The 23,433-nt window shown below is 71.0% G+C and carries 23 protein-coding genes and 2 pseudogenes; 10 read left to right on the forward strand and 15 right to left on the reverse strand.

Annotated elements, in window-relative coordinates; translation table 11 throughout:
* Positions 1-145 precede the first annotated feature (145 nt).
* Positions 146-769, reverse strand: coding sequence for a hypothetical protein (locus tag ABT263_RS01775; RefSeq protein ID WP_352286462.1), 624 nt, complete (start codon positions 767-769; stop codon positions 146-148).
* 487 nt (positions 770-1,256) lie between these two features.
* On the opposite strand from ABT263_RS01775, the gene ABT263_RS01780 reads away from it, so the two are divergent.
* Positions 1,257-2,810 (forward strand): alpha-L-arabinofuranosidase B, encoded by a 1,554-nt coding sequence (locus ABT263_RS01780; protein WP_352286464.1) that lies wholly within the window; start codon positions 1,257-1,259, stop codon positions 2,808-2,810.
* 348 nt (positions 2,811-3,158) lie between these two features.
* On the opposite strand, the gene ABT263_RS01785 is transcribed toward ABT263_RS01780, so the two are convergent.
* From ABT263_RS01785 to ABT263_RS01830, 10 genes are all read right to left on the reverse strand, one after another.
* Entirely contained in the window at positions 3,159-4,724 is a 1,566-nt protein-coding gene (locus tag ABT263_RS01785; protein WP_352286465.1) for a carbamoyltransferase C-terminal domain-containing protein, read from the reverse strand.
* A 48-nt stretch (positions 4,725-4,772) separates the two neighbouring features.
* Positions 4,773-5,600, reverse strand: coding sequence for a histidinol-phosphatase (gene hisN / locus ABT263_RS01790; RefSeq protein WP_352286467.1), 828 nt, complete (start codon positions 5,598-5,600; stop codon positions 4,773-4,775).
* Positions 5,601-5,604: 4 nt separating this feature from the next.
* Positions 5,605-6,294 carry a methyltransferase gene (locus ABT263_RS01795; RefSeq protein ID WP_352286468.1) on the reverse strand — a complete coding sequence of 230 codons (690 nt, stop codon included), beginning with the start codon at positions 6,292-6,294 and terminating at the stop codon, positions 5,605-5,607.
* Positions 6,295-6,325: 31 nt separating this feature from the next.
* A complete protein-coding gene (locus tag ABT263_RS01800) occupies positions 6,326-7,615 on the reverse strand; it encodes a DegT/DnrJ/EryC1/StrS aminotransferase family protein (RefSeq protein ID WP_352286470.1) in 1,290 nt (429 codons plus the stop codon).
* A 29-nt stretch (positions 7,616-7,644) separates the two neighbouring features.
* The gene (locus ABT263_RS01805) at positions 7,645-8,661 is read right to left on the reverse strand and encodes a Gfo/Idh/MocA family protein (protein WP_352286471.1); all 1,017 of its coding nucleotides are present in this window, start codon (positions 8,659-8,661) and stop codon (positions 7,645-7,647) included.
* 97 nt (positions 8,662-8,758) lie between these two features.
* The gene (locus ABT263_RS01810; protein ID WP_352286473.1) at positions 8,759-9,229 is read right to left on the reverse strand and encodes an NUDIX hydrolase; all 471 of its coding nucleotides are present in this window, start codon (positions 9,227-9,229) and stop codon (positions 8,759-8,761) included.
* Positions 9,230-9,744: 515 nt separating this feature from the next.
* Positions 9,745-10,587: an SAM-dependent methyltransferase gene (locus tag ABT263_RS01815; RefSeq protein ID WP_352286475.1), complete on the reverse strand. Its 843-nt coding sequence runs from the start codon at positions 10,585-10,587 to the stop codon at positions 9,745-9,747.
* A 398-nt stretch (positions 10,588-10,985) separates the two neighbouring features.
* A complete protein-coding gene (locus ABT263_RS01820) occupies positions 10,986-11,306 on the reverse strand; it encodes a hypothetical protein (RefSeq protein ID WP_352286477.1) in 321 nt (106 codons plus the stop codon).
* A 642-nt stretch (positions 11,307-11,948) separates the two neighbouring features.
* Positions 11,949-12,305, reverse strand: a complete 357-nt coding sequence (locus ABT263_RS01825) for a nuclear transport factor 2 family protein (protein WP_352286479.1) — start codon at positions 12,303-12,305, stop codon at positions 11,949-11,951.
* A 24-nt stretch (positions 12,306-12,329) separates the two neighbouring features.
* Positions 12,330-13,070 (reverse strand): SDR family oxidoreductase, encoded by a 741-nt coding sequence (locus tag ABT263_RS01830; RefSeq protein ID WP_352286481.1) that lies wholly within the window; start codon positions 13,068-13,070, stop codon positions 12,330-12,332.
* Between the two features lie 145 nt (positions 13,071-13,215).
* Here ABT263_RS01830 and ABT263_RS01835 point away from each other — a divergent pair, with 145 nt between their 5' ends.
* The 3 genes from ABT263_RS01835 (at position 13,216) to ABT263_RS01845 (ending at position 15,304) form a co-directional block, all read left to right on the forward strand.
* Positions 13,216-14,055 (forward strand): helix-turn-helix domain-containing protein, encoded by an 840-nt coding sequence (locus ABT263_RS01835; protein ID WP_352286483.1) that lies wholly within the window; start codon positions 13,216-13,218, stop codon positions 14,053-14,055.
* 430 nt (positions 14,056-14,485) lie between these two features.
* Positions 14,486-14,818, forward strand: coding sequence for an EthD family reductase (locus ABT263_RS01840; RefSeq protein ID WP_352286485.1), 333 nt, complete (start codon positions 14,486-14,488; stop codon positions 14,816-14,818).
* 192 nt (positions 14,819-15,010) lie between these two features.
* Positions 15,011-15,304, forward strand: coding sequence for a hypothetical protein (locus ABT263_RS01845; protein ID WP_352286487.1), 294 nt, complete (start codon positions 15,011-15,013; stop codon positions 15,302-15,304).
* A 241-nt stretch (positions 15,305-15,545) separates the two neighbouring features.
* Here the strand turns inward: ABT263_RS01845 and ABT263_RS01850 are convergent, their stop codons facing one another.
* Positions 15,546-15,875 carry a hypothetical protein gene (locus ABT263_RS01850; RefSeq protein ID WP_352286489.1) on the reverse strand — a complete coding sequence of 110 codons (330 nt, stop codon included), beginning with the start codon at positions 15,873-15,875 and terminating at the stop codon, positions 15,546-15,548.
* A 148-nt stretch (positions 15,876-16,023) separates the two neighbouring features.
* On the opposite strand from ABT263_RS01850, the gene ABT263_RS01855 reads away from it, so the two are divergent.
* From ABT263_RS01855 to ABT263_RS01865, 3 genes and pseudogenes are all read left to right on the forward strand, one after another.
* The gene (locus ABT263_RS01855; RefSeq protein WP_352286491.1) at positions 16,024-16,941 is read left to right on the forward strand and encodes a glutaminase; all 918 of its coding nucleotides are present in this window, start codon (positions 16,024-16,026) and stop codon (positions 16,939-16,941) included.
* Between the two features lie 576 nt (positions 16,942-17,517).
* Positions 17,518-17,733: pseudogene (locus ABT263_RS01860) on the forward strand (nitrate reductase); the annotation flags it as partial.
* A gap of 158 nt (positions 17,734-17,891) precedes the next feature.
* Positions 17,892-18,623: a heparin lyase I family protein gene (locus tag ABT263_RS01865; RefSeq protein WP_352286493.1), complete on the forward strand. Its 732-nt coding sequence runs from the start codon at positions 17,892-17,894 to the stop codon at positions 18,621-18,623.
* Positions 18,624-18,678: 55 nt separating this feature from the next.
* On the opposite strand, the gene ABT263_RS01870 is transcribed toward ABT263_RS01865, so the two are convergent.
* Both ABT263_RS01870 and ABT263_RS01875 read right to left on the reverse strand, forming a co-directional pair.
* Positions 18,679-20,061: an MFS transporter gene (locus ABT263_RS01870; RefSeq protein WP_352286495.1), complete on the reverse strand. Its 1,383-nt coding sequence runs from the start codon at positions 20,059-20,061 to the stop codon at positions 18,679-18,681.
* Positions 20,058-20,861, reverse strand: a complete 804-nt coding sequence (locus ABT263_RS01875; RefSeq protein ID WP_352286497.1) for a glycerophosphodiester phosphodiesterase family protein — start codon at positions 20,859-20,861, stop codon at positions 20,058-20,060. Before ABT263_RS01875 ends, ABT263_RS01870 begins: the two co-directional genes overlap by 4 nt.
* A 338-nt stretch (positions 20,862-21,199) precedes the next feature.
* Between ABT263_RS01875 and ABT263_RS01880 the strand changes: the two genes are divergently transcribed.
* Both ABT263_RS01880 and ABT263_RS01885 read left to right on the forward strand, forming a co-directional pair.
* A complete protein-coding gene (locus ABT263_RS01880) occupies positions 21,200-21,733 on the forward strand; it encodes a GNAT family N-acetyltransferase (RefSeq protein ID WP_352286499.1) in 534 nt (177 codons plus the stop codon).
* Between the two features lie 69 nt (positions 21,734-21,802).
* A complete protein-coding gene (locus ABT263_RS01885) occupies positions 21,803-22,369 on the forward strand; it encodes a GNAT family N-acetyltransferase (protein WP_352286500.1) in 567 nt (188 codons plus the stop codon).
* A gap of 143 nt (positions 22,370-22,512) precedes the next feature.
* On the opposite strand, the gene ABT263_RS01890 is transcribed toward ABT263_RS01885, so the two are convergent.
* Entirely contained in the window at positions 22,513-23,163 is a 651-nt protein-coding gene (locus ABT263_RS01890; RefSeq protein WP_502885744.1) for a CbtA family protein, read from the reverse strand.
* Here ABT263_RS01890 and ABT263_RS01895 point away from each other — a divergent pair.
* Positions 23,075-23,428, forward strand: a pseudogene (locus ABT263_RS01895) (histidine phosphatase family protein); the annotation flags it as partial. The gene ABT263_RS01890 and the pseudogene ABT263_RS01895 overlap by 89 nt on opposite strands.
* Between the last annotated feature and the right edge of the window lie 5 nt (positions 23,429-23,433).

The following is a 23,433-nucleotide window of genomic DNA, read 5'->3' on the forward strand; positions in this document are numbered from 1 at the left end:
GGGGTTCCCCCTCCTTCGCGGGTGGCCGAAGCGTCCAGCCGCAGCACGGCGTACTCGTTCGTGCCGTCATGGCCTTCTACATCAGGAGGGCCTGCCGCCCGCCCCGGGGAGGGATGGGCGGGCGGCAGGCGGTCGGGGGTGTTGCTCAGCGGTGGCAGTGGGCCCAGCGCTCGCCGGAGGACGTCGGGCGGGGCTGGGTGTTGACGTAGCCCTGGGCGCGTTCGCGTTGGGCCGGACTCGGTGTGGTCGTGGACGTACCAGATGTAGTGGCCGTAGTAGCGGTGCCGAAGTGGATCTCGTACCAGCCGGTGGCCTCCTGCTTGGCGGTGCCGCGCTCGATCCACCCGACCCGCCCGGAGGTGATGGTCACCGCGTCGGTTTCGCCGAAGGTGTTCGAGGTCTTCCACGTGTGGTTGTAAGTCGCCTGGATGGAGGCTTCGAAGACCTGCGAGAACTTGTAGCTCGCGGTGACGGAGACGTCGACCGAGTTCGCGGAGCCGGTCGTCTCCGCCCAGTTGACCGACTGGGTAGACGCCGAAGGCGGTGGCGCCGAGCGGGAGGGTCCGGGGTGCCGAGCGGTGCTGCCGGAGGCATGCCAGACCGAGAGCGGCAGTCGCGGGTAGGGCCGGTGGGCTTTGGGGGCGAGCGGCGGGATGGCGCGGCGGAGCAGTACGGCGAGGAGGGCGGCGGCGGCCGCGACCGCGAGGTAGGTGGTGCGCCACCCGGCCGCGTCCGCGACGAGTCCGCTGATGCTGCGGGAGGTGAGCAACCCCTACTCCGACAACCAGCGCGTCACCGACCTCGACGGCACTTCTGGGAGCTGAACTCCGGCGAGACCGCACTCTTCCACCTGCGCCGCACCGCGACCGCCTCCGGGTGGCCACCGACAGCCCACACCCCTGGCAGCTGCGCATCGGCGGCCCGGACGGCGCCCCTGCACACCCGGCCGGCCGGCACCACCGAGGCCGAGCTGCCGTACCCGGCCTGACCGGCCGGCCCCAGTACGCGGAGCCCCGCACGCCCCCGCACGGGCGTTCGGGCCCCGCCGCCTTCCTGCGCGATGTCTTGACGGTGCATCGGCAGGTGGACATAGTGATGGCCGGTTCCGGTGTGGCCAGGGAGTCCTGCTCCGCTCCTGTGACCCTCTCTTCGACAGAATTGTTAACGCTAACAATCTCTTTCGGTGGCGACGACGGACGGAGCCGCACCGGACCGGACCGCTCATCTCACACCCCACCCTGTGAACGGAGTACTTCATGATCAAATCGTCGATCCGCAGGTTCAGGCGCGCCCTCCTCGCGGTCGGTGCGACCGCCGCGCTCTCCGCCGGCCTGCTCACCGCCACGGCCGGGACTTCGCAGGCGGCCACCCAGGGCCCGTGCGACATCTACCTCGCCGGTGGCACGCCGTGCGTGGCGGCGCACAGCACCACCCGGGCCCTGTACGGGGCGTACAACGGCCCGCTGTACCAGGTCAGGCGCGCGGTCGACAACGCGACCAGGGACATCGGCCTGCTGAGTGCCGGCGGCTACGCCGACGCCGCCGCGCAGGACTCCTTCTGCGCCGGCACCAGCTGCGTCATCACCGTCCTCTACGACCAGTCCGGGAAGGGCAACCACCTCACCCAGGCGCCTGCCGGCGGGGCGGCCGGCGGGCCGGACAACCTCGCCAACGCCTTCGAGGCGCCGGTCACCGTCGCCGGCCACAAGGCGTACGGCGTCTACGTCGCCCCCGGGACCGGCTACCGCAACAACAACACCAACGGCATCGCCACCGGCGACCAGCCCGAGGGCATGTACGCCATCTTCGACGGCACGCACTTCAACGACGGCTGCTGCTTCGACTACGGCAACGCCGAGACCAACAACCTGGACACCGGCAACGGCCACATGGAGGCCCTCTACTTCGGCAACAACAAGGCCTGGGGCTCGGGCAGCGGCAACGGCCCCTGGGTCATGGCCGACCTGGAGAACGGCCTGTTCTCCGGGGTCAACCGCGGAGCCAACGCCAATGACCCCAGCGTCAACAACCGATTCCTGACCGCCATGCTCAAGGGCGGCCCGAACCAGTGGGCCCTCCGAGGAGGCGACGCCCGGTCGGGCGGTCTCGCCACCTTCTACAACGGCGCACGCCCCAACGCCACCGGCTACAACCCGATGCACAAGGAAGGCGCGATCATCCTCGGCATCGGCGGTGACAACAGCAAGTGGGCCCAAGGCACCTTCTACGAAGGGGTCATGACCCAGGGCTACCCGTCGGACGCCACCGAGAACGCGGTCCAGGCCAACATCACCGCCGCCGGCTACGACAGCCGCTCGACCGGTACCGGCACGCTGACCCCGGGCTCCCGGATCTCCCTGCGGGCCACCACCGCGCCCTGCTGCACCTCGCACTACCTCCGCCACGACGACGCCGACAACAAGGTCGTCATCTCCGGGACCGACTCCTCCAGCTCGGCCACCGACAAGGCCGACGCCACCTGGATCGTCCGCGCCGGCCTGGCCAACAGCTCCTGCCTCTCCTTCGAGTCCGTCAACAAGTCCGGGCAGTTCCTGCACCACTACAACTACGAGCTCTACCTGGACACCGACAACGGGGCCGGCGCCTTCGCCCAGGACGCCACCTTCTGCCCCACCACGGGCAACAGTGGGGTCGGCACCTCCTTCCAGTCCGTCAACTTCCCGACGAAGTACCTCCGCCACTACCACTACACGGCCTACATAGCGAGCAACGGCGGCACCAACAGCTGGGACAGCGGCACCAGCTGGGCCGCCGACACCAGCTGGCTGGTCGCCCAGCCCTGGAGCTGAACCACCGGGGCAGCACCACCGCGCACCGGCCCGCCACCGTCTCGCCGGCGGTGGCGGGCCCGGCTCGCGTGACGGAGGAGTCCCGGAAAGCGGCCGTGACACCACCCGACCGACCCCATGAACAGAGGAGCCAGCCTTCTCCTACAGCATCCGCGGGCGCCCTGGAACGGCACACCGCCGGACCGAACAGCACTTCGAGGGCCCGAACCTGCCGATCGGCAGATAGGGCTCGATCAAACTCCACTGCCCGTCGGTGAGTTGTCTGCGCGTCACAGTCAACATTCCTACCGGGTTCTGCCCCGGAGTAGGGGGCAGAACCCGAAGATTGATCACAACATCACACAGGCCCTAGCGTCGCGGTGTGACGAAGACGTCGTTCACGACGTACCCGTCCAGTCCGTGCAGCTCGCCGTAGGCGATCAGGTCGCTGCTCCGGTTGATGAACCCGCGTCCCGAATAGTTGAGCGAAGTGTTGCAGAGGACGCTGAATCCGGTGAGTTCGCCGAAGGCGGTCAGCAGTGCACCCATGGCCGGGTTCGCGGTCGGGTCGACGGTCTGGGTGCGGGCCGTTCCGTCGACGTGGGTCACCGCGCGCAGGTCGGCGGATTCGACCCGGCTGAAGTACAGCATGTAGGGGTCGGAGAGGCCACCGCCGAACCAGCGGCCCGCTTCCTGCTCCAGGCAGATCGGGGCGATGGGGCGGTAGCTTTCGCGCTGTTTGATCCTGTTGAGCCTGGCCGTGGTCGCCTCGGTGAAGGGAGCGGCCAGGATCGACCGGTTCCCGAGGGCGCGGGGGCCGATCTCCCAGCGGCCCCGCGCCCAGCCGATGATCTTCCCGTCGCGGAGGTGGCGGGCGACCTCGCCGTGGTCCAGCGGGCGGATCTCGTAGCGCTGCGGGTCGAACTCGATGTCCTCCACGAATTCGCCGCCCGCGTAGACATCCCACTCCAGGTCGGCCGACCCGGTGTAGAAGTGCTGGGCGTCGATGGCGGTGCCGATCGCGGATCCGCTGTCGTTGGGACACGGCGGAACGAAGACTGCGGGGAAGAGCCCGCACTCGCGCCAGCGCCGGTTCCACTCGCAGTTGAGCCCGCAGCCCCCGGAGATGAGCAGCGGGATTCCCTCGGTCAGGTACTCCCGGGCGTACGCGTGGAAGCGGTCGAAGATGGCGTCCGAGAGCCGGGCCGCCAGGTTCTTGTAAGCGCTCGATTCCACACCGACGTTGTGGAAGGGGGAATCGGTCATCCGGTCCTTCAGGCTTCCGGTGATGACCTCCTTCTGGCCGAGGACGAAGTCGATCACGTCCTGTTCCGCCCGGGTCGCCGGCCGGTTCTCGGCGAATCCGGCCAGGGCCATCTGCTTCCCCGCGTCCTGGAACCGGACGAACTCCTGGTGCGGACTGAACTTCGGGTCGGCGAGCGCGAAGCCGTAGGAGTACTTGTTGCCGGGGTAGTTGAGCACCTCCTTGAGATGGGTCACCTTCCCGTGCTGGTCGATCCGGTAGAACGAGCCGATGTTCCCCTCCCACACCAGGCTGTAGAAGGGCTGGTCCCGGCGGAGTGCCGACATGCCGTAGGACGTCATGATGTGGGAGCGCTCATGGGTGGACGAGAAGACGCGCACGGCCTTGCCGAAGAACCGGCCGGCCTCGTCCGTGATCGCGGATGCGCCCACACCGAAGTACCCGGCGCGCGAAGCCTGGTCGGTGCACTGGGTGCCCTTGATCCAGCCGCTCACGGCGACGACGTCGGGCTGCCTGTCCAGCCGGTCCGCCGCCGTCGCGAACAGTTCGGCCGTCGGATTGCTGTAGCGGAGGAACGAGTCCTTCTCCGCTTCCAGGGAGAAGAGCAGCCTGCCGTCGTCGACGGCCGCGATCGCCCCGTCATGGCCTTCCTTGAGGGAAAGAATCAGCATGATGGTCCGTTTCTCGGTGGGTTCCGCGTCCGACGGTTCGGGGCGGGCTCAGGGTCCGGGCGGCCCGGGTGCTGCGGGCGGCGCGGAGAGGGCCTTCAGGGCGAGTCGGTGCAACCGCGGGTTGGCGGACAGGGCGCCGGTGCCGTTCCGGGGCGAGGTGCCCAGGAGGTCGGTACAGAGGCCGCCGGCCTCCTCCACGAGAACCTGTACCGCGGCGATGTCCCAGGGGTTGACGACCGGTTCGGCCGCGATGTCGAGCGTTCCCTCGGCGACCATGCAGTGCTGGAGGAAGTCGCCGAAGGCACGGTCCTCCCAGCAGGCTTCGGCCAGCCGCAGATAGGCCGCACGTGAGTGGAAGACGTCCCAGGTCCGGGTGCTGGTGGTGGAGAGGTATGCCTGGTCGAGGCGGGTGCGGCCGGAGACCCCCAGGCGCACGGGGGTGGTGCCGGCCGGTCCCCGGCGCAGCCAGGCGCCCCGGTCCGCCGCCGCCCACCAGCGGCTGTGCAGGGCGGGGGCGCTGATCACGCCGACGACGGGGCGATCGTCCTCCAGCAGGGCGATCAACGTGGCCCAGACCGGTACGCCGCGCAGGAAGTTCTTGGTGCCGTCGATGGGGTCGACCAGCCAGGTGCGTCCGGAGGAGACGGAGCCGCCGGTCTCCTCCCCGGCGAACGCGTCATCGGGGCGGGCGGACCGCAGTTCCGCGCGGACGGCCGTCTCGACGGCGGTGTCCGCGTCGGTCACGGGTGTACGGTCCGGCTTCTCCCGGACCCGCAGGTCGAGGGCGTGGAAGCGGCGGACGGTGAGCCCGTCGGCGAGGTCGCCCAGACGGAGGGCCAGTTCGAGGTCGTCCTCCGGTGGCACGGGCGGCGTCACCGGATCACCTCGTCCGCAGTTCGAGCAGGTGGTACTCCATGACGCCCACTTCCTCGATCCGGCGGACCTTGCGCAGCATGTCGATCCGCAGACCGGCCTCACCGGCGAGCACGTCGAGCCGTTCACGGTCCCCGAGGTGGGCGGTGCCCAGCAGCAGCCGGCCGCCGTCGGTCAGGTACTCGTGCGCCCCGGCGAGGTAGCGGGCCTGGCCCCGGTAGCCCGGGTCGAAGACGGCGGTGTGGATGTCGCTGGAGAGGGCGAAGCCGTCCTCCACATAGGTCCAGGGCACGTTCCAGAAGATCGTGTCGAAGCGGCTCAGGGGATCGAGCGCCGAGTACATGTCGCTGTGGAGGACGCGGACCCGGTCGCCCACACCGTGCCGCTCGGCGTTGGCGACGGTATTGGCCACGGCCTTCTCGTTGATGTCCAGTGCGGTGACGGAGGCACAGCCGCTGAGTGCGGCGGTGACGGCGATGACGCCCGTACCGCAGCCGACCTCCAGGAACGAGCCGTCCCGGGGATAGGGCACCACCGAGGCCATCACCTCGGTGGCCGCGCTCAGCGTGCTGGGCCAGACACCCCTGTGCAGGCTCCATTCCCGTCCCAGCAGGGTGAAGGTGTCCGGCAGGTCGTCACCGGCGAGAGCGTGCCGCAGGGCCCTCGCCACGTCCTCCGGCGACTCTTCGACAGTCATGCCCACTCCCTCTTCGGCGGTGCGGTTCCGGTCATCGGGGCAGCTCGGCGGCGTACCGGACCAGCGCTTCGCGGTGACGGCCGATCTTGCGGAATGCCTCGGCGTACTGGTCGATGAGCACCGTGTCGTCGGGCCAGGCGGTGAAGGTCGGCAGGGAGAGCGCGTGCTGCTCGACGTACTCGGCCTGCGAGTCGGCCCCCGGCGTGGTGGCCTTCTTCGGGACTCCGGGGAAGAGAGGGTTCTCGGTGCGGGCGTAGAGCGGCAGGGTGGACAGCCGGGGGCCGGAGGGGGCGCCGACCTCCATGCCCTCGGCGCGCAGCGCCCGGATGAGCACCGAACGCGGAACGCCACCCAGCGCCTGGGGCCGGTAGAGCGGCTTGTAGCCGTACCAGGCGCCCATGTCGACGTGGTCGGCGACATGGACCTGCCGCAGGTACTCCACGTCGGCGAGCTGCTCGCCGAGGTGCCGCAGGCACCGGTGCCGGGCCTCCTTGCGTGCGGGGAAGGCGGCGAGGGCATGCCGGGCGACGATGGCGTTGAACGGCGACATGCGCAGCTTGAGTCCGAAGCCCGTGACCCAGTGGGCCCGCAGGTCCTCGTCGAGGACAGAGTCCCGGGAGCGGTCCCGGTAGTGCCCGAGGAGGGTGGCGCGGTCCTGGACCCCGGGGTCGTTGGTGACGAGGATGCCGCCTTCTCCGGCGTAGACGGCCTTGTTGGCCTGGAGGGAGAAGACGGCGGCGTCGCCGAAGGTGCCGACCGGCCGGCCCTTGTAGCGGCTGCCGTGGGCGTGGGAGCAGTCCTCCAGGACGCGCAGCCCGTGCCGTTCGGCGATCGACAGGATCGCGTCCATGTCGCAGGGGTGGCCCCACTGGTGGACGACGGTGACGACCTTGGTGTGCTCGGTCAGCGCGGACTGGAGTGCCTTGGGGTCCAGGCCGCGGGTGTCGGGGTCGATGTCGGCGAGGACCACGTCACCGCGCAGCGCGAAGACGGGGCTCAGCGCGGCGTGGTAGGTGAGCGCCGGTCCCACGACGTCCACCCCCTCGCGCACGCCGAGGGCGAAGTAGGCGGCGAGGAGCGCACTGGTGCCGGAGTTGAAGGTGACCGCGTAGCGGGCGCCGCCGTCCAGGAAGGCGAGGAAGTCGGCTTCGAGCCGGCCGATGGGGCCGCTGTTGCCCTTGATGGAGATGTCGGTGTTCCGCTGCGCGGCCAGCTCGGACAGCTCCGCCTCGTCCGCGGGGGGCGGCCACACCTCGTGGGGCAGTGGCCGCGAGATGGCGGGTGCGCCCCCGAGAAGGGCGAGCCGTTCGTCGGTGCTCATGTGCTCTCTTCCTGTCCTTGCGGGGTGGGTCAGGCGCATCGGTCGGTGAGTCCGCTCGTCCCGCCCGATCGGGCCCGGTAGATTCCGTCGATCGTGCGTACGGTGGCGAGTTGACGCAGGAGGTGGTCCCGGCGGTAGTCGCGGTCCTCCAGGCGGTCCAGATAGTGGATGAACATGGAGCGCGTGATGTCGGTCCTGGATCCTTCCGGGGCGTAGCGTTCCAACGGGGCCCCTCCGACGGCATGCAGGGTGGCCGTCCCGGGGGCGACGGTCAACGCGCCTTCCGAACCGAGCACGCAGAGCTGTTCGGTCTTCGCGAGGCTGTGGCGCGAGATGCGCAGCGAGCCCGCCAGCCCCCTCGACGGGTAGCTGCACAGGAGGGCGACCAGATCCTCCAGCCGGCGATCCCGCGTCTCCTGGTACTGGTGCACGAAGGCCGAGTGCACCCGGGGGGTTTCGGGGAACATCCCGTTGAGCACATCGACAAGGTGGTAGCCCATGTCGAGGAGCACACCACCCCTTGCCTGCTCCCGGGACGCGCGCCAACCTGTGGTCGGACGAGCCAGGTTGAAGTGGTAGTCGTAGGAGAACCAGTAGGGCCTCCCGATCCGCGCGAGGTTGTCCCGGGCGAACCGGAACACCGGGTCGAAGTTCCGTTGCAGCAGTGTGAAGACGCTGCGGTCGGCCTGCTGCGCGCGATGTATCAGCTGGCGCGCTTCAGGTTCGGTGACCGCGAACGGCTTCTCCTTGATGACGTGCCGGCCGTGCGCCAGCAGCCGCGTACAGACCGGGAAATGCTCGCCGTGAGGCACGGTGACCACTGCGGCGTCGAAGTCGACGGCTTTCAGTGCGTCGTCGAGGCTCCCGTAGTACGGGAATCCCCATTCGTCGGCGAGTGGCCCGGCGGGCGGGGCGGAGTCGACGCCGCCGACGATATCGGCAATCTCCTGTACGATCGGCAGGTACTCCTTTCCTTGATGCCCGGCAAATCCGATCATCAGCACTCGTGGTCGCGGACGGATGTCCTTCAGCCTGTCGCCGGGCATGCAGAATATTCCCCTCGCAGAACACCGCTCGACGATGACGTGGGAAGTCGGGAAAGGGTTGTTCGGCCCGGATCGGACTTACGTGTCCGCAGACGGTTCAGAGAGCCGTGCGGCTCCCCGAAGGGTCGGCGCGCCAAGCGTGTGCCGCGGTCACGACGTCCTTGATGAAGGTGCTGCCGCTGCGCAGTGTGTTCTCGTCGAGCAGCGTGACGTCCTCGGCGGCCAGCCAGGCGAACTCGGTGTGCTTGTTCCGTTCGAGCGCGGGCGAGGAGAGGTCTCCGTCCACCTCGACGAGGTAGTCCGACTCGATGTGTCGTATGCCGTCCCCCGTCCACTCCGTGTGTGCCACCCGGGCGAGAACGCGGCGCAACCGCCACCCCGTCTCTTCCGATATCTCCCTGCGGAGCGCGTCCAGGAGGGACTCCCCTGGTTCCACGGCTCCACCGACCACGTCCCAGCAACCGGGGAAGAGGGAGCGGTCGGCCGAGCGGCGTTGGACGAAGATCCGGCCGGCCGGATCACGGATCAGTGCGCCCACCACCGGTCGGGGCGGGGCTGCCCCGGTCATGAGGGTCCCCCGTCACGCTCGGACGGGCACGGGGGTTCGGAATCAGTATTCCCGTACGAACGGTCGAACGGGCGGGGGGTCGAGCGGTCCGAACGGCGGGGTCGGGGCGGGACGAAGCGGTCTGGATTCGAACTGGAGAATGAACGACCTGAAGCTTGCATCTCCACTCCGCGAGGTTAGCCGAATCCCGGAGAACAGGTGCGATGACGAACTTCTTCGGGGCGCCTTGAGTTCCACTTGACACGGCGAACGGTCGCGTGCTGAGGGATTGCCTCCCGGTGTATGCCGCGGATCCGCCCCGGCGGAATCGCCGGGGCGGGGCCTTGTCCGCGCACGGTCCGGTATCGGCCCGGTCCGCCTGCTGCATGGCGACGGGGCTCCGGCAGCGGATTCTTGAGCGATTCTTTCCTGCCACCGCTGACGGATCGTGATGGAACTGTATTGGCCGGATCGGCCGCCCTTCGCGTCCTGGCGATGCCGTCCTCCGGCCCCGCCGGACCGGCCGGCGCCTCCGTTCACCGGCGGCGCGCGACCACGAAGGCGTAGCCGATCTCCGCGAGGGCACCGAACCGGGGAAGGGAACGGGCGAAGTCGAAGAACTCGTAGTGCGGGTCGTCCACGGAGGGGGTGACACTCGCGAAGGCATCGGCGAACGCCTGGTAGGTGCGCCGGACGTGCTCCCCGATGTCCTGGAACTCCAGAACCTCCAGACCGGCGCGGTCGAGGGCCGTGCGGAGCTCCGCCGGCTCGGGGAGCGCAGGGGACCCGAACGCCCGGCAGGTCCGGCGGACCGTCTCCGCGGCCTCACCGGTCACCGGCGACCGGAGCAGCACGTCGGTGACGACCAGCGTGCTACCGGGCCGCAGAGTCCGGGCGATCTCGGTGAGGGCGGCGGTCCGGTCGGGAATGTGCATCATGGACTCGATCGCCCAGGCACCGTCGAAGGACGCGGACTCGAAAGGCAGTGCGCAGGCGTCCGCGTACCGGAAATCCACCCGGTCGGCGAGCCCGGCGGCATCCGCCCGGGTCCGTGCGAGGGCGATGTCTTCGGCGCTGACCGAGATTCCTGACACCTGGCCACCGGTGGCCCGGGCGATGCGCAGCGCGGGCCGTCCCGTTCCGCAGCCGACGTCCAGCAGACTGCGGCCGGGTGCGGCGGCCAGCCGCCCCGCCACGAGGTCGGTGAGCCGGTCGGTGGCCTGGTCGAGCGACCGTCGGTCCGCCGGGCTGTCCCAGTACCCGACATGAATGTTCCCGTCGACGGCCGCGCCGTCCACGATCTCGGGGTGCTCGTCACGGAGCGGGTCAGGGTCGAGTGAGGACGGGACGCCGTGCTGCGCGGACGGGTTGTCGGTCATCGCGATCTCCCGGGTGCGAGGGGTGGGTCGGCGGGTGACGAGGGCCGGCGGCGTTCGCCGGAAGCGGGCCAAGGTGTTCCCGGGCGAACGCGACGCCGTTCCGCTCTTCCTGAAGGACTTCCCGTGCGACCGGTGGTGGGAACCGCTTCTCGGTGACCGGTTACCGCAGGACAGTGATGGCGGTGGGGAGGTGGCCGTCGTGGACGTGCCAGTGGCCGTCCAGGGTGGGGAGCGGGGAGGGACGAGGAGGACGGCGGTGATCGACGGCGTAGACGCCCCTCCCCGGCACACCACGGCGCCCCCGCCCTCATCAGGGCAAGGGCGCCGCCTATGCGTACGCGCGCGGTTCAGGCGTCGACGACGCCGTCAGGCTTCGGCCGCTCCCGGATCATCTGGGATCAGGGGTTGGCCTGCCGGACCCACCTCTGGCTGTTGCCGCTGGTCGGCTGGGGCTGCAGGCCCGTATAGCCGGTCTTGCCGTTGACGACGCCGAACTGCTGGGCGTAGTAGAGGCCGGTCTGCTCGCTCGCCGGGTTGATCGCCATCGGGAAGGTGATGTTGGTCAGATGCCCTGAGGGAGCGTTGGGGACCGACCAGTCGAGGGATACGTTGCCGCCGAGGCCGAAGTCGACAGCCGACGCCGGCGTCGGGACGAGCAGCAAGAGCGCCGCGGCCGCCGCTGCGGCGCCGCAGCGCCGCAGTGTCGAGGGGAGGGGCATGCGAGGTCCTTCCTGCCGCCCGTTGGCGAGGGGCCGTCGGCGGCATGACTGGAAGTGCTGGTGCGAACTGGCGGGAGGAGCGCTTCGGGCGGAGCGATGACGCGGGCCGGAGCTTCCAAGGCCCGTATACGTCCTACCGCGATGCGATGCACACAGTACCCACATGGTCACCATCGGTGATGAGCTGTTTGTTCAAATCAGCCACCTCCCATCCGTAAATGACGGAAATGCCCACTATGGCCGCCATCGGGGAGGGAGATGCGATAAGGCGGGCAACCGCGACACCCGTACGGCCTGACGGCCGGAGCCGGTTCGGGGCAGCCGCTGGTCCGCGGACGACCTGGGCGAGACCGGCGGTAGGAGCGCGCTGGGTTTCACCGGCTGCTCGCCGTACTTGTCACCGGCATCCGATGCTCGTTCTGCCTGTCACCGATGTCGGGGGACGCGGTCGGCTGTTGAGGGGGTCCAGACAGTCCAGATCCACCTGATCGGGTGAACTGAAGCCCAAGGCGCTGCGCCGACGCGCCACGTGGGCGTCTGCGTCACGCGCCCGCCGCACGTGAACAGAGCCTTCTCCCTGAGCGGAGCATCGTTCACGCCCTCAGCACCTGCAGAGAGCCTCGCTCTGCAGGTGGCTGTGGCTCAGATCTGGTTGTTCCACATGCGGAACACCGTGCACTTGCCGTGGCCGTCGAAGGTGACGGTCCACAGGTTGGCGAAGGTTCCCAACTCCTTGTAGCGCCCGGTGCCTTCGATGGCCGCCGTGTCCCCGTTGATGGTGAGGAGGGACCACTCGAAGTCCCAGCCGCCTTCCTGCCATCCGGCCCGGCCGCGCCACCCCTCGATGATCGCCTCGCGGCCGACCCAGTCGGTCTCGTACGGCCGCTCGTGGTACTCGGCGTCGGGGGTGAAGAGCGGGGTGATGTCCTTGCGGCTGTTGGAGGTCCAGGCCCGCACGTAGCCTTCGACCCAGGCTTCCACCTGCTGTTTCGTCACCATGGTTTGTCTCCGTGCTCGGTCGGCTCAGCCCTGGGCGGTGGGCCGCACGATGATCTCGCTGACGTCGACCTCGGCGGGCTGGCCAACGGCGTAGTCGATCGCCGCGGCGACGGCGTCGGCGGGCATCGCGATCTTCAGCATGTCCTCGGTGGCCTCTCGCACCGCCGTGTCGCTGATGCCCTCGGCCAGTTCGCTCCTGGTCAGTCCGGGGCTGATTACGGTCACCCGCAGGTCGCGGCTCTCCTGCCGCAGACCCTCGGACAGTGCCCGGACCGCGAACTTGGTGGCGCTGTAGACGGCGGCGGTCGGGTCGACGCGGTGCCCGGAGACGGAGGCGATGTTGACGACGTGGCCGGAACCCTGGGCCCGCATGAGGGGCAGGACGGCGGCGATGCCGTGCAGCACCCCGCGTACGTTGACGTCGATCATGCGGTTCCACTCGTCGACCTTGAGCGCGTCAAGCGACGAGAGGGGCATCACCCCGGCGTTGTTGACCAGGACGTCGACCCGGCCGTACCGGTCCTGCGCGGCCCGCACGAAGGCCCGCACGCTCTCCAGGTCGGTCACGTCCAACTCCCGGTGGTCGGCTTCGCCGCCGGCGGCCCGGAGGTCTTCGGCGAGGGCGGCGACGCGGTCAGTGCGGCGGGCGCCGAGCATCACCCGGTGGCCCGAGGCGGCCAGCCGCCGGGCCGTCGCCGCACCGATCCCACTGCTCGCGCCTGTGACCAGAACAACCTTGCCTGCGGAGACGGACGGGACGGTCATGAGAACCCCTTCGAAGAGGCCCGGCATGCGCCGGGCCGGGCGGCCCATCCACCCACACCCGATCCTGACGCCGATTCCCCCGGTCGGGCAGGGCGAGGCTTCCTGGGTGCGCCGCACCCAGGAACACCGCGCGTACGATCGGAGCATGAGCGGCTCCGACCTGGGCGAATTCCTGCAAGCGCGGCGCTCGCGCCTCAAGCCCGCCGACGTGGGCCTGGCCACCTGCGGACACCGCCGGGTCGCGGGGCTGCGACGCGAGGAGGTCGCGGTCCTGGCCGGGGTGAGCGCCGACTACTACACCCGCCTGGAACAGGGACGCGAACGCAGCCCCTCCGGCCAGGTCATCGACGCCATCTCACGCGCGTTGCGCCTGAGCGGCGACGCCCACTGGCACGCCTACCGCCTCGCCGGCCTGCTGCCCAGAACCGAGGCCGCCGACGCGCCGGACGACGTGGAGCCGGCTCTGCTCCAGCTGATGGAGGCGTTCCCCGCCGCGGTCGCGTACGTCATCAACCGCCGCCTCGAAGTGCTCGCGGCCAACGCCCTGGCCGATGCCCTGCTCTCGCCACTCGCCGACCGCCGCCAGGTCCTGCGCTCCCTCTTCCTGGACCCAGCCGCCCGAGACCTCTACACGGACTGGCACAGCGTCGCCGAGGGCGCGGTCGAAGCCCTGCGCCTGGCCGCCGGACACCATCCCGACGATCCCCGGCTGGCCGGCACGGTCGCTGAACTGCGCGGCGCCAGCGAGGAGTTCGAGCAGATGTGGCGCGGCCAGGGCGTCAGTTCCCTCGGCCTGCGGCCCAAGACCTTCAACCACCCGGCTGTCGGCCGGTTCACCCTTACCTACCAGTCGTTCGACGTCCAGGGCGCGAGAGGCCAGCACCTCCTGGTCGGCACCGCCGAGCCGGGCAGTTCGGACGCCGCCGCCCTCGCCCTCCTCGGCTCCTCGACGGTGGCCGAACGCCGGCCAAACTCGGCGCGGTAGAGCGGTCACCGACCGGTGCGGTGAGGGCGCCCGCACCGCACCGAGACCATCCGCCCGGGAGAAGTGCCCTCGGCGGAGTCGGTGACGGAAGGCGTCGCCCTGCCGGTCCAGGCCCGGCGGGGCGGGAGGAGGACCGGACCAGGAGCGCGGATGCGAGCACCCGAGCGGGACGGCGAGCCCAGCAGCGCCACGTCCGTTCCTCCTCCTCGCCACGGCCGCATCCAGCCGGTGCACCGCCGCCAGGAGACTGGCCCCCGCACCGCAACCGTGGAAGGCCGGGCCACAGGGGGTAGCGCACTCCCAGGAACACCACCACCGGCGTGCCTCCCCCCGCTCCGCGGCAAGAACGGACGCGGGTCTGCCCTTCGAACAGCCCAGCCGCTGGCACGATGGCGTCATCGCCACAGCACCAGCCCCCGAAGGGAACCCCGTGATCACCCTGCTGACCGTCATCCGGAAGCGGCCCGAGGTCTCCACCGAGGAGTTCCGGCACTTCATGAAGCACGAGTACGGGCCGACGTACCAGGCGCTCCCGCAGACCCGCACCTACGTGCAGTACCACCTCACCGACCTCGCCACCGACGGCGCGGAGGAGCCGATCGACGCGATCGTCCAGATCAGCTTCGACTCGGCGGAGGCCATGGCCGACGCCCTGGCAACGGATGCGTACAAACAGGCCCACGCGCTGCGCCAGCGATACATGCGCGAGACGTCCGCGGGCGTCCACTCGGCCCGCGCCGACGACATCGTCACCTTCGTCTGAGCAGAGGCCCGGCACCCCGGACCGCGTCACAGTGCCAGTGAGCACCGGCCGGCTCCGCGGCTGGCCCACTACCTCGTTCGAGTGCCCACGGCCGCGCCTGCGCGGCGCCGGTCGTCCCCGCCCCCCAGACTCATCGCTGCCAACCCGATCCGGGGATCGAGCGGATCTCCCGGTCTGCGAGAGGAACAGCGCGTGAGGATCCAGAAGGCCGTCGTCGCACTTGCCCTGACCGCCGTCGCGTACAGCACCATCGCGGCCACCACAGCAGTCGCCGCCCCAGCGCCCACCAAGGCGAGCACCTGCGGACAGGCCGTCCGCAACACCCAGAACGACCTTCGCCAAGCCGGCGCCCCGACCAACGCCACCACCTGGCAGGGCGTCCGCAACGCCGCGCAGGACTTCCTCAACAGCCACCCCTGGAGCAGCCCCGCCACCGACTCCATCAAGATCGACGTCATGGACCTGAACCGGCTCTGCGCGAAGTAGCAGGCCCTGGTACTCAGCCACTACGCCAGCGGGGCCGGTCCGACCGGCGGGTCGGACCGGCCCCGCCCGGCCTGTGGAGGAGGATTGCCGGCGGGTCCCCGCCTCCGGGCGCGCTCCGGTCCGGACTGGGAGATCCCGGGCGGTTCTTCCCGTGGAATGCGCCGTGCGGGTCCGGGAGGCTGTGGAACGCGTCGGAGCGAGAGGGGCCTGACGGAACTGCGACCCGGCCGGCGCTGCCGGGTCAGCGCCGGTTGCGGGGCCGGCGGCCGAGTTCGTGCAGGACGGCGACGGCGTGCAGCAGGTCGCGGGCCGGGGCGAGGCTCCTCCCGCCGACGCTCCGGACCTCCCAGGCGCCGTCGCCGTTCGGCAGGGCGTCGCCCAGTGGCACGGGGCAGGTGATGTCCGTGATGTCGGTGACGACCACCGCGCCCTGGAAGGGGATGGTCCCGTAGGTGCGGCCCATGCACTTGACCACTGCGGAGTTGGGTGTCACCTCGTCCGCGACCTGAGCGGTCGGCGGGCCCGGCGGTCCGGTGGGGGTGGCGTCGTCATCCGGGCTGACCTGGTCCATCATCCCATTATCACTCTCGGTTGTGCAGAAAGCTCTCAGCGTAACCATAGCGTGCGCATGAACCCCGCGTCCTGGGCCTTCCGGCATCCCGCGCTCCGCCCGATGCTGGACCCAGGCGGTGACGACGGCGGCACGCTCCGGGGGTGGCATGGACTACCGAATGCTGTTCGAGGACATCACCCATGCCGTCCAGCCCGGCCTGACCGACGGCCGCGTCGCGCAGTACATCCCGGCCCTGGCCTCCGTCGACCCGAGCCGGTTCGGCCTCGCCATCGCGGAGGCCAACCCGCGACTGAAGACCCGCGGCACCGGCGACTGGCGGGAGCCCTTCTCCATCCAGTCCCTCTCCAAGGTCTTCACCCTGGCCCTGGTGCTGGCCGCCGACGGCGACGCGCTGTGGACCCGGGTGGGCAAGGAGCCCTCCGGCTCGCCCTTCAACTCCCTGGCTCAGCTGGAACGCGAGCAGGGGATCCCCCGCAATCCGTTCGTCAACGCCGGTGCCCTGGTCGTCACCGACCGGCTCCTCACCCTGACCGGCGACGCCCGAGGCGCCCTGCGCGACTTCCTACGCACCGAGAGCGGCAACCCCCGCATCGACTTCGACGCCGAAGTCGCCTTCAGCGAGAGCCGCCACGGACACCGCAACGCCGCCCTGGCCCACCTGCTCGCCGACCACGGCCGCCTCGACAACCCCGTCCCCGACATCCTCGACCACTACTTCTGGCAGTGCTCGCTGGCCATGAACTGCCGCGACCTCGCCCGCGCCGCAGGCTTCCTGGCCCGCCACGGCCTACGAGCCGACGCCACCCGCCTGCTCACCCGCAGCGAGGCCAAGCGCATCAACGCCGTCATGCTGATCGGCGGCACCTACGACGCCGCAGGCGAATTCGCCCACCGCGTCGGACTCCCGGCCAAGAGCGGCGTCGGCGGCGGCATCATCGCCGTCATCCCCGGCCGCTGCACCGTCTGCACCTGGGGCCCGGCCCTGGACCGCCACGGCAACTCCACCGCCGGCATCACCGCTCTCGACACCCTCACCACCCTCACCGGCTGGTCCATCTTCTGACACCCGAGGCCGCCCGGGCCGAGCCCTCCCGAGCAGAGAGACCGCGTCAACCCTGAAGTCCAACGACGGCGGGCAGCGACCTGCCGCCCTCGGCCGCGAGAAGGAATACGGCACGAGCGGAATAGCCACTCTCCGCCGGTATGACGAACGCTACTGCGTCGGCTGAATTCAGCCGACGCCGTAGACGTTGAGCCTGATGGGATGGTCAGCAGCGCGTGAATGGCCGTCTTCGTGCGGCTGTTCGACTCCGAAGCCGGGAGGAATCGCCGGTGGGGAGGCCACGATGAATGTCTGCGGCGTAGTCGTGGCGATGCTGTCGGGGCAACAGCTGGGCACCTCCCTCGTCGATCGGTTGTGTGGTGACCGTGGGAACCGTCCCCGGTCGCCCGTCCCGCCGGCCAGCCAGGCCGGCGGAGGGCAGGTCCGTTGCCGACTGGGTATCCAGACCGAACTGCACCGATGGGCGATGGGTGATCCCCGTCGTAGGTCTGGCGACCTGTTCGATCTCGTGGCCGATCCCGCGTTCCTTCTGGTGGCGTGGGCTCGGGTGCGGGGGAATAGGGCGCGCGCACGGCCGTCATCGGCATCGGGAACGTCACCATGAAGTTCACCGACACCTTCAGCCTGAGCGGCATCGCGCTGGGCACCCTGGTCGTCATCACCGGCTACCACGTGCTGCGGGCGCTGGCCCCCGCGCACCTGAAGACCCAGGAGCCGCTGCTGGACGAGGGCACCTCGTCCTACGACGCGGGCGCCGGGGACGAGGGCGGGGCACCGCCGCGCACCCGGTAGCGGGCGCGCCGCGGACCTGCCCGAAAGGGCCACGACCGGCCGGACCGCTTGGACAACGGTCCGTCAGGTGGTCAGATGGTCGGATCGCTCCATGCGTCCGGGTCGCCCCCACGGCCGGACGGCCTCCGTTCTCCGCCACTCATCCACCCGGGAGAGGCATGTCCCTTCTGTCCCAGCACCGCAAGACCGCCGTCGGCGCCGCGGCCCTCACCGTGCTCGCGCTCTCCTGCGGCTCGGCCGCCGCCAGCAGCCCGGCCGCCGCGGCGGGCAAGGTCCTCTGGAGCCCGAGCACCGCCAAGGGCCCGTCCTCGTTCACCGGAGTCCAGTGCGCGGCGGGCAACTTCGGCGTCGTCAAGGACGCGGCGAAGGGCAGTGTGTGGCGGGCCTTCCAGGCCGCGGGCGAGGAGCGCTGCGAGACGCTCGGCCCCGACCTGAAGGAGGGGGACACCTTCTACCTCGGCTGGTCGTCCAAGGTGGACATCAAGGACGCGAACAGCAGGTACGTCTTCCAGCTGAAGTGCTCGCCGAGCACCGGCACGGCGAACCACCCGATCGAGATCGACGCGACGACCGGGCGGATCCGCCTCCAGGAGTGGGACACCGAGCACGTCGCGCACCAGCTGTGGACCGCGCCGACCGCCAACGACCAGTGGCACTCCTACGCGCTGAAGATCCGTCTCGGCCGCACCGACGGCACCATCGACTTCTGGTTCGACGGCGTGAAGCAGACGTTCACCACCGGCTCGGGCACCTTCAAGGGCACCACCTGGGACGGCACCCGCAACTACCTGAAGTGGGGCTCCTACCACCCGTCCTCGGGGGACGCCACGAACACCTTCACCAGCCCGGTCATGGCGACCACGCTGGAGGCGGCCACCGCGGGTTCGTGAGGACCCGGGGGTCCGGACCCGGGCGGCAGCAGGCCTGCCGCCCGGGTCCGGACCGTCACAGCCGCTCGGGGACGGGGTTGCCGACCGCCTCGATGGCGCGGCGGAGCGGGACCTTCGTCAGCAGGGCGAAGCCGATCACGAAGAACACCAGCAGCGAGATGATCGCCGAGCGGTAGCTGCCGGTGATCTGGTAGGCGAGGCCGAAGACCAGCGGGCCCATCCAGCTGGTGCCGCGGTCGCTGACCTTGTAGAGGCTGAAGTACTCCGCCTCCCGGCCCGCCGGTATGAGGTGGGAGAACAGCGAGCGGGAGAGTGCCTGGCTGCCGCCGAGCACCAGGCCGATCATGCACGCCAGGACGAAGAACCAGGCGGGCTGGTGGGCGGGCATGACGTACCCGAGGGCGAGGGTGACCACCCAGCCGACCAGCGAGCCGAGGACGGTCCGCTTGGCACCGTACCGGCGGGCGATCCGGCCGAGCAGCAGCGCGCCGCCGATCGCGACGATCTGGACCAGGAGCACGGCGGCGACCAATGAGGTCTGGTCCATGCCGAGCTCCTCGCTGCCGTAGAGCGAGGCCTGGGAGACGACGGTCTGGATGCCGTCGTTGTAGCAGAGGAAGGCGCCCAGGTAGAGCAGGGTGAGCGGGTGCTCGCGCATGCCGCGCAGCGTGCGGGCGAGTTCGCGCAGGCTCCCGGCGGTGGGCCGGTCGTCGGGTGCGGCCGCGGCGCGCTCGGGCACCGCGCCCGCCCGGGACGGCAGCCGCAGCATCGGGACGACGGTGAACAGCGCCCACCACAGGCCGGCCGAGGCCAGGCAGATCCGCACGGCGGTGCCGGAGGACAGGCCGAGCGCGTCGTGGCCCTCGAACAGCGCGAGGTTGGCGACCAGCAGCAGGCCGCCGCCGGCGTAGCCGTACGCCCAGCCCTTGGAGGAGACGGTGTCGCGTTCGTCGGGGGTGGCCAGGGCCGGCAGGTAGGCGTACGAGAGCGCGACCGACACCGCGTACGCGATGTTGGCGACCACGAGCAGCGCGCCGCCGAGCAGGTAGCGGTCGCCGTCGAGGAAGAACATCCCCATCGTGGCGACCGCGCCGACGTAGGCGGCGCCGCACATCAGCTCCTTGTGCCGCCCGGTGCGGTCCGCGACCGTCCCGGTCAGCAGCATCGCCGCGACCGAGATCAGCACGGAGAAGGAGACCGTGTAGGGGAAGAACGATCCGGCGCGGATCGAGAGGCCGAGCGGGTGCACGTCGCCGGCCGCGTCGGCGGCGTTCTTGGCCACCGAGGTCAGGTACGGCCCGAGGAACACCGTCAGGACGGTGGCCGAGAAGGCGGCGTTCGCCCAGTCGTTGACGTACCAGCCGAACTGCATCCGGCGCAGGGCCCGGTCGTCGGTGGTGACCGCCTGGCGGTCCGGAAGGTGGGCCGTGGTGCTCATGAGGCTCCTGTCACCGTGCTGGAGCCGGTGCTGCCGTCGGTCCAGCAGCCGCGCTCGCCGAGGACGTCCCGCAGGACGTCGATGCGATCGGCCATGATGCCATCCACCCCGAGGTCGAGGAGAGCCCCGATCCGTGTGGGGTCGTCCACGGTCCAGACGTGCACCGGCAGGCCGAGCCGGTGGGCGGCGCGGACGAAGGCGCGGTCGACGACCGGCACGCCCCGGTGCCGCTCCGGCACCTGCGCGCACACCCCGGCGAACGGCGCCCCGGGACCCCGCAGCAGCGGCCCGGCCAGCGAGCGCAGCCGCAGCCGGGCCACCTCGCGGGGGCCGAGCGAGGTGGCCAGCCGGGGGCCGGCGGCGGCGCGGACGGCCGAGAGGCGGCGGTCGGAGAAGCCGCCGACGCAGACCCGGTCCCAGGAGTTCGTCCGGCGGACCGCCCCGACCAGCGGTCCGACGGCCGGCATCGCCTTGACGTCGACGTTGAAGCGGGCTTCCGGGAACGCGCCGAGCAGGTCCTCCAGCAGCGGTACCGGTTCGGTGCCGCCGATCCGGGCCTGCCTGACGGTCTCCCAGGGCAGGTCGGCCACCGCGCCGGTGCGGTCGGTGACGCGGTCCAGGCGGGAGTCGTGGAAGGCCACCAGGACGCCGTCGGCGGTGGCGTGCACATCCGTTTCGAGGTAGCGGTACCCGAGGGCCACGGCGGCCTCGAAGGCCGCGAGCGAGTTCTCCGGACGGCCGAGGTCACCGCCCCGGTGTGCGAAGGCCAGCGGCCCCGGCTGGTCGAGGAAGGGGTGCATGTCGTGCTCCGAGCTCGCTGGGAGGGGCCCGTCGGTCCGGCGCCGCCGGCGCTCGGGCCCGTGCGCGTTACAGTATTACGCACCCTGTCAAGCAGTAATGCCCGCTGGCGTGGTGGGCGTCGCCCTCCAGGGTGATCATCCCGCCGGCCTCGCCGAGGTTGAGCCGACCGTCCACAGGCCGTGGTCGGCCCGCTGGGCGGCCCCGCGCTGGTCGCCCCGCCGCGACCGGCGGGGCCGGGCCCACCAGCCGCCGCGGCGGGCGGCGCGATGGGCGGATCGGCACGGCGGTGTCAAGGTGGTTTGTCGGGTGCCTCGTCCGGTGGGTAGCGTCGCCGTCCATGAGCCAGACCCCGATCCTGCACACCGAGCGGCTGCTCCTCGACCGCTACGTCCCCGAGGACGAGGACGCCTTCGTGGCCCTGTTCCAGGACGTGCGGGTGTCGCGGTGGATGGGCGACGGCCCCGCCTCCGAGGAGGAGGACCGGGCCCTGTTCGGGCGGATCTTCACCAAGGTCTACGCGCAGGACCTCTTCGACGTCTGGGCCGTCCGCCGGGACGGCTCCTTGATCGGGCACGCCGAGATCAAGCCGACCGACGCGGTCGGGGGCCACGAGATCGTCTACGCGCTGGCTCCGGCGGCGTGGGGGTCCGGCCTGGGCACGGAGTTGGCCCGGGCCCTCGTGGGCCACGGCTTCGGCACCCTCGGGCTGCCCGAGGTGCACGCCACGGTGGCCGCGCACAACAGCGCCTCGCTGACCCTGCTGACCAGGATCGGCTTCGCACACGTCCGGGACATCCAGGAGGACGACGGCAGCACCACCCGCGTGCTGACCGCCCACCAGACTGTCGGACCGGAGTCCGGCCGCCGGTGAGGCCGGACGGGCCGCCGTCCCGTCGAAAACGCCTGGGAGCCCGGTGCCTCCCGCACGTAGGGTGCCCCGGTGGAGATCACCTACCGACGTTCCCTGCCCGACCGGCCCGCCGAGACGGACGCGCTGGTCGCCTTCCTCGGCGGCCACGAGTGGCCGTTCCACAGCACCGCCCGGGTCCACGCCGACCAGGCTCGCCGGTGGGTGGCGGACGGCCTGTTCGACGGTCCGCGGACCCGGACGTTCTGGATCACCGCCGACGGCCGGGACGTCGGCCTGATCCGCCTGGAGGACCTGGGCGACGAGACCCCGGTGTTCGACCTGAGGCTCGCCGCACCGCACCGCGGCCGGGGTCTCGGCAGCCGGGCACTGGACTGGCTGACGCGCTATCTGTTCGATGAGTTCCCGCAGGTGAACCGGGTCGAGGGAACCACCCGCCGGGACAACCTGGCCATGCGTCGCACCTTCCTGCGCTGCGGCTACGTCAAGGAGGCGCACTACCGGGAGGCCTGGCCCGCGGGCGACGGACCGGCCCACGACAGCGTCGGGTACGCCGTCCTGCGCCGTGACTGGCTCGCGGGCACCGCCACACCGGTGCGGTGGGACGACGAACCGGACCTCACCCGCCCGCGGTCATGACCGGCCCCCCGACTGAAGCCGTCGGCGCGTCAACTCAGCTGTGACATGGATACATTGCCACCGAATGCGAACGGGGCCGGCAGGTGGACGACGCGAGGTCGTCCCTGCCGGCCCCGGTCGTGCGGGTGGGGCGCCGGTCCGGGTCAGAGCGCGGACGCGGCGGCCTTCTGCGCGGTCTCCCGGGGCGCCGCGGCGGTCGCGGGCTTCGGGGCGAGGAGCCGTTCGGCGAGGTGGCCGAAGACCAGGCCGAAGGTGGCCCAGAGGGTGAGCTGGATGGCGAGCGCCGAGATCCGGAACTGCCAGAGCAGGGCGGCCGAGAAGTCCTCGGGCACCTCGTTGATCGCGGGCAGGAGGACGTAGGCGAGGCCGACGGCCACCCCGAAGCCCAGCACGCCGACGACGGTGGCGTACCAGTTGCCCAGGCGCGGGGCGAGCCGCTTGCCGACGATCACCGCGGGGACCGCCAGCAGCACGCTGAGCGCCATCATCAGGAAGTACAGCGTGGTGCGTTGGCCGATCGTCTCCGGGTCGCCCACCGACGGCGGGTTGGCCGGGTACTTGAGGAACGGCACCACGTACACGGCGAGCAGCGCGACCCCGGACAGCAGGGCCGCGGTCGCCCGCGGGGTGAAGCGGCCGACCCGGCCCGCGCCGCGCTGCCGCCGGACGGCCGAGGCGCTCGGCCTCGGCGCCGAGCCGGCTCCGCACCTGGCCGACCTGGACGTCGGGGCCTGGCGGGGCCGGAGCCTCGACGAGGTCGCCGCCACCGACCCGGCGGCGCTCGCCGCCTGGATGTCGGACCCGGCCGCGGCGCCGCACGGCGGGGCGTCGGTCGCCGCCCTGGTCACCCGGGTCGGCGGCTGGCTGGACGGGCGGGCCGGGGACGCCGGCCGGGTGCTGGTGGTGGCCGAGCCCGCGGTGGTCCGGGCCGCGGTGGTGCACGCGCTCGGCCTGCCCCCGGCGGTCTTCTGGCGGCTCGACGTCCGTCCGCTGTCGGTCACCGAACTGTCCGGGCGCGCGGGGCGGTGGAACCTGCGCTGCGGCCGGGAGCTCGGGTAGGGCCG

The organism is Kitasatospora sp. NPDC001603 (assembly GCF_040298365.1).
Classification (GTDB): domain Bacteria; phylum Actinomycetota; class Actinomycetes; order Streptomycetales; family Streptomycetaceae; genus Kitasatospora.

Coding starts and splice junctions, on each gene's coding strand:
- ABT263_RS01880 (WP_352286499.1), top strand. CDS start 21,200: ATGAGCCAGACCCCGATCCTGCACACCGAGCGGCTGCTCCTCGACCGC.
- ABT263_RS01830 (WP_352286481.1), bottom strand. CDS start 13,070: ATGACCGTCCCGTCCGTCTCCGCAGGCAAGGTTGTTCTGGTCACAGGC.
- ABT263_RS01870 (WP_352286495.1), bottom strand. CDS start 20,061: ATGAGCACCACGGCCCACCTTCCGGACCGCCAGGCGGTCACCACCGAC.
- ABT263_RS01855 (WP_352286491.1), top strand. CDS start 16,024: ATGGACTACCGAATGCTGTTCGAGGACATCACCCATGCCGTCCAGCCC.
- ABT263_RS01795 (WP_352286468.1), bottom strand. CDS start 6,294: ATGACTGTCGAAGAGTCGCCGGAGGACGTGGCGAGGGCCCTGCGGCAC.
- ABT263_RS01825 (WP_352286479.1), bottom strand. CDS start 12,305: ATGGTGACGAAACAGCAGGTGGAAGCCTGGGTCGAAGGCTACGTGCGG.
- ABT263_RS01810 (WP_352286473.1), bottom strand. CDS start 9,229: ATGACCGGGGCAGCCCCGCCCCGACCGGTGGTGGGCGCACTGATCCGT.
- ABT263_RS01835 (WP_352286483.1), top strand. CDS start 13,216: ATGAGCGGCTCCGACCTGGGCGAATTCCTGCAAGCGCGGCGCTCGCGC.
- ABT263_RS01865 (WP_352286493.1), top strand. CDS start 17,892: ATGTCCCTTCTGTCCCAGCACCGCAAGACCGCCGTCGGCGCCGCGGCC.
- ABT263_RS01820 (WP_352286477.1), bottom strand. CDS start 11,306: ATGCCCCTCCCCTCGACACTGCGGCGCTGCGGCGCCGCAGCGGCGGCC.
- ABT263_RS01875 (WP_352286497.1), bottom strand. CDS start 20,861: ATGCACCCCTTCCTCGACCAGCCGGGGCCGCTGGCCTTCGCACACCGG.
- ABT263_RS01815 (WP_352286475.1), bottom strand. CDS start 10,587: ATGACCGACAACCCGTCCGCGCAGCACGGCGTCCCGTCCTCACTCGAC.
- ABT263_RS01780 (WP_352286464.1), top strand. CDS start 1,257: ATGATCAAATCGTCGATCCGCAGGTTCAGGCGCGCCCTCCTCGCGGTC.
- ABT263_RS01800 (WP_352286470.1), bottom strand. CDS start 7,615: ATGAGCACCGACGAACGGCTCGCCCTTCTCGGGGGCGCACCCGCCATC.
- ABT263_RS01805 (WP_352286471.1), bottom strand. CDS start 8,661: ATGCCCGGCGACAGGCTGAAGGACATCCGTCCGCGACCACGAGTGCTG.
- ABT263_RS01850 (WP_352286489.1), bottom strand. CDS start 15,875: ATGGACCAGGTCAGCCCGGATGACGACGCCACCCCCACCGGACCGCCG.
- ABT263_RS01785 (WP_352286465.1), bottom strand. CDS start 4,724: ATGCTGATTCTTTCCCTCAAGGAAGGCCATGACGGGGCGATCGCGGCC.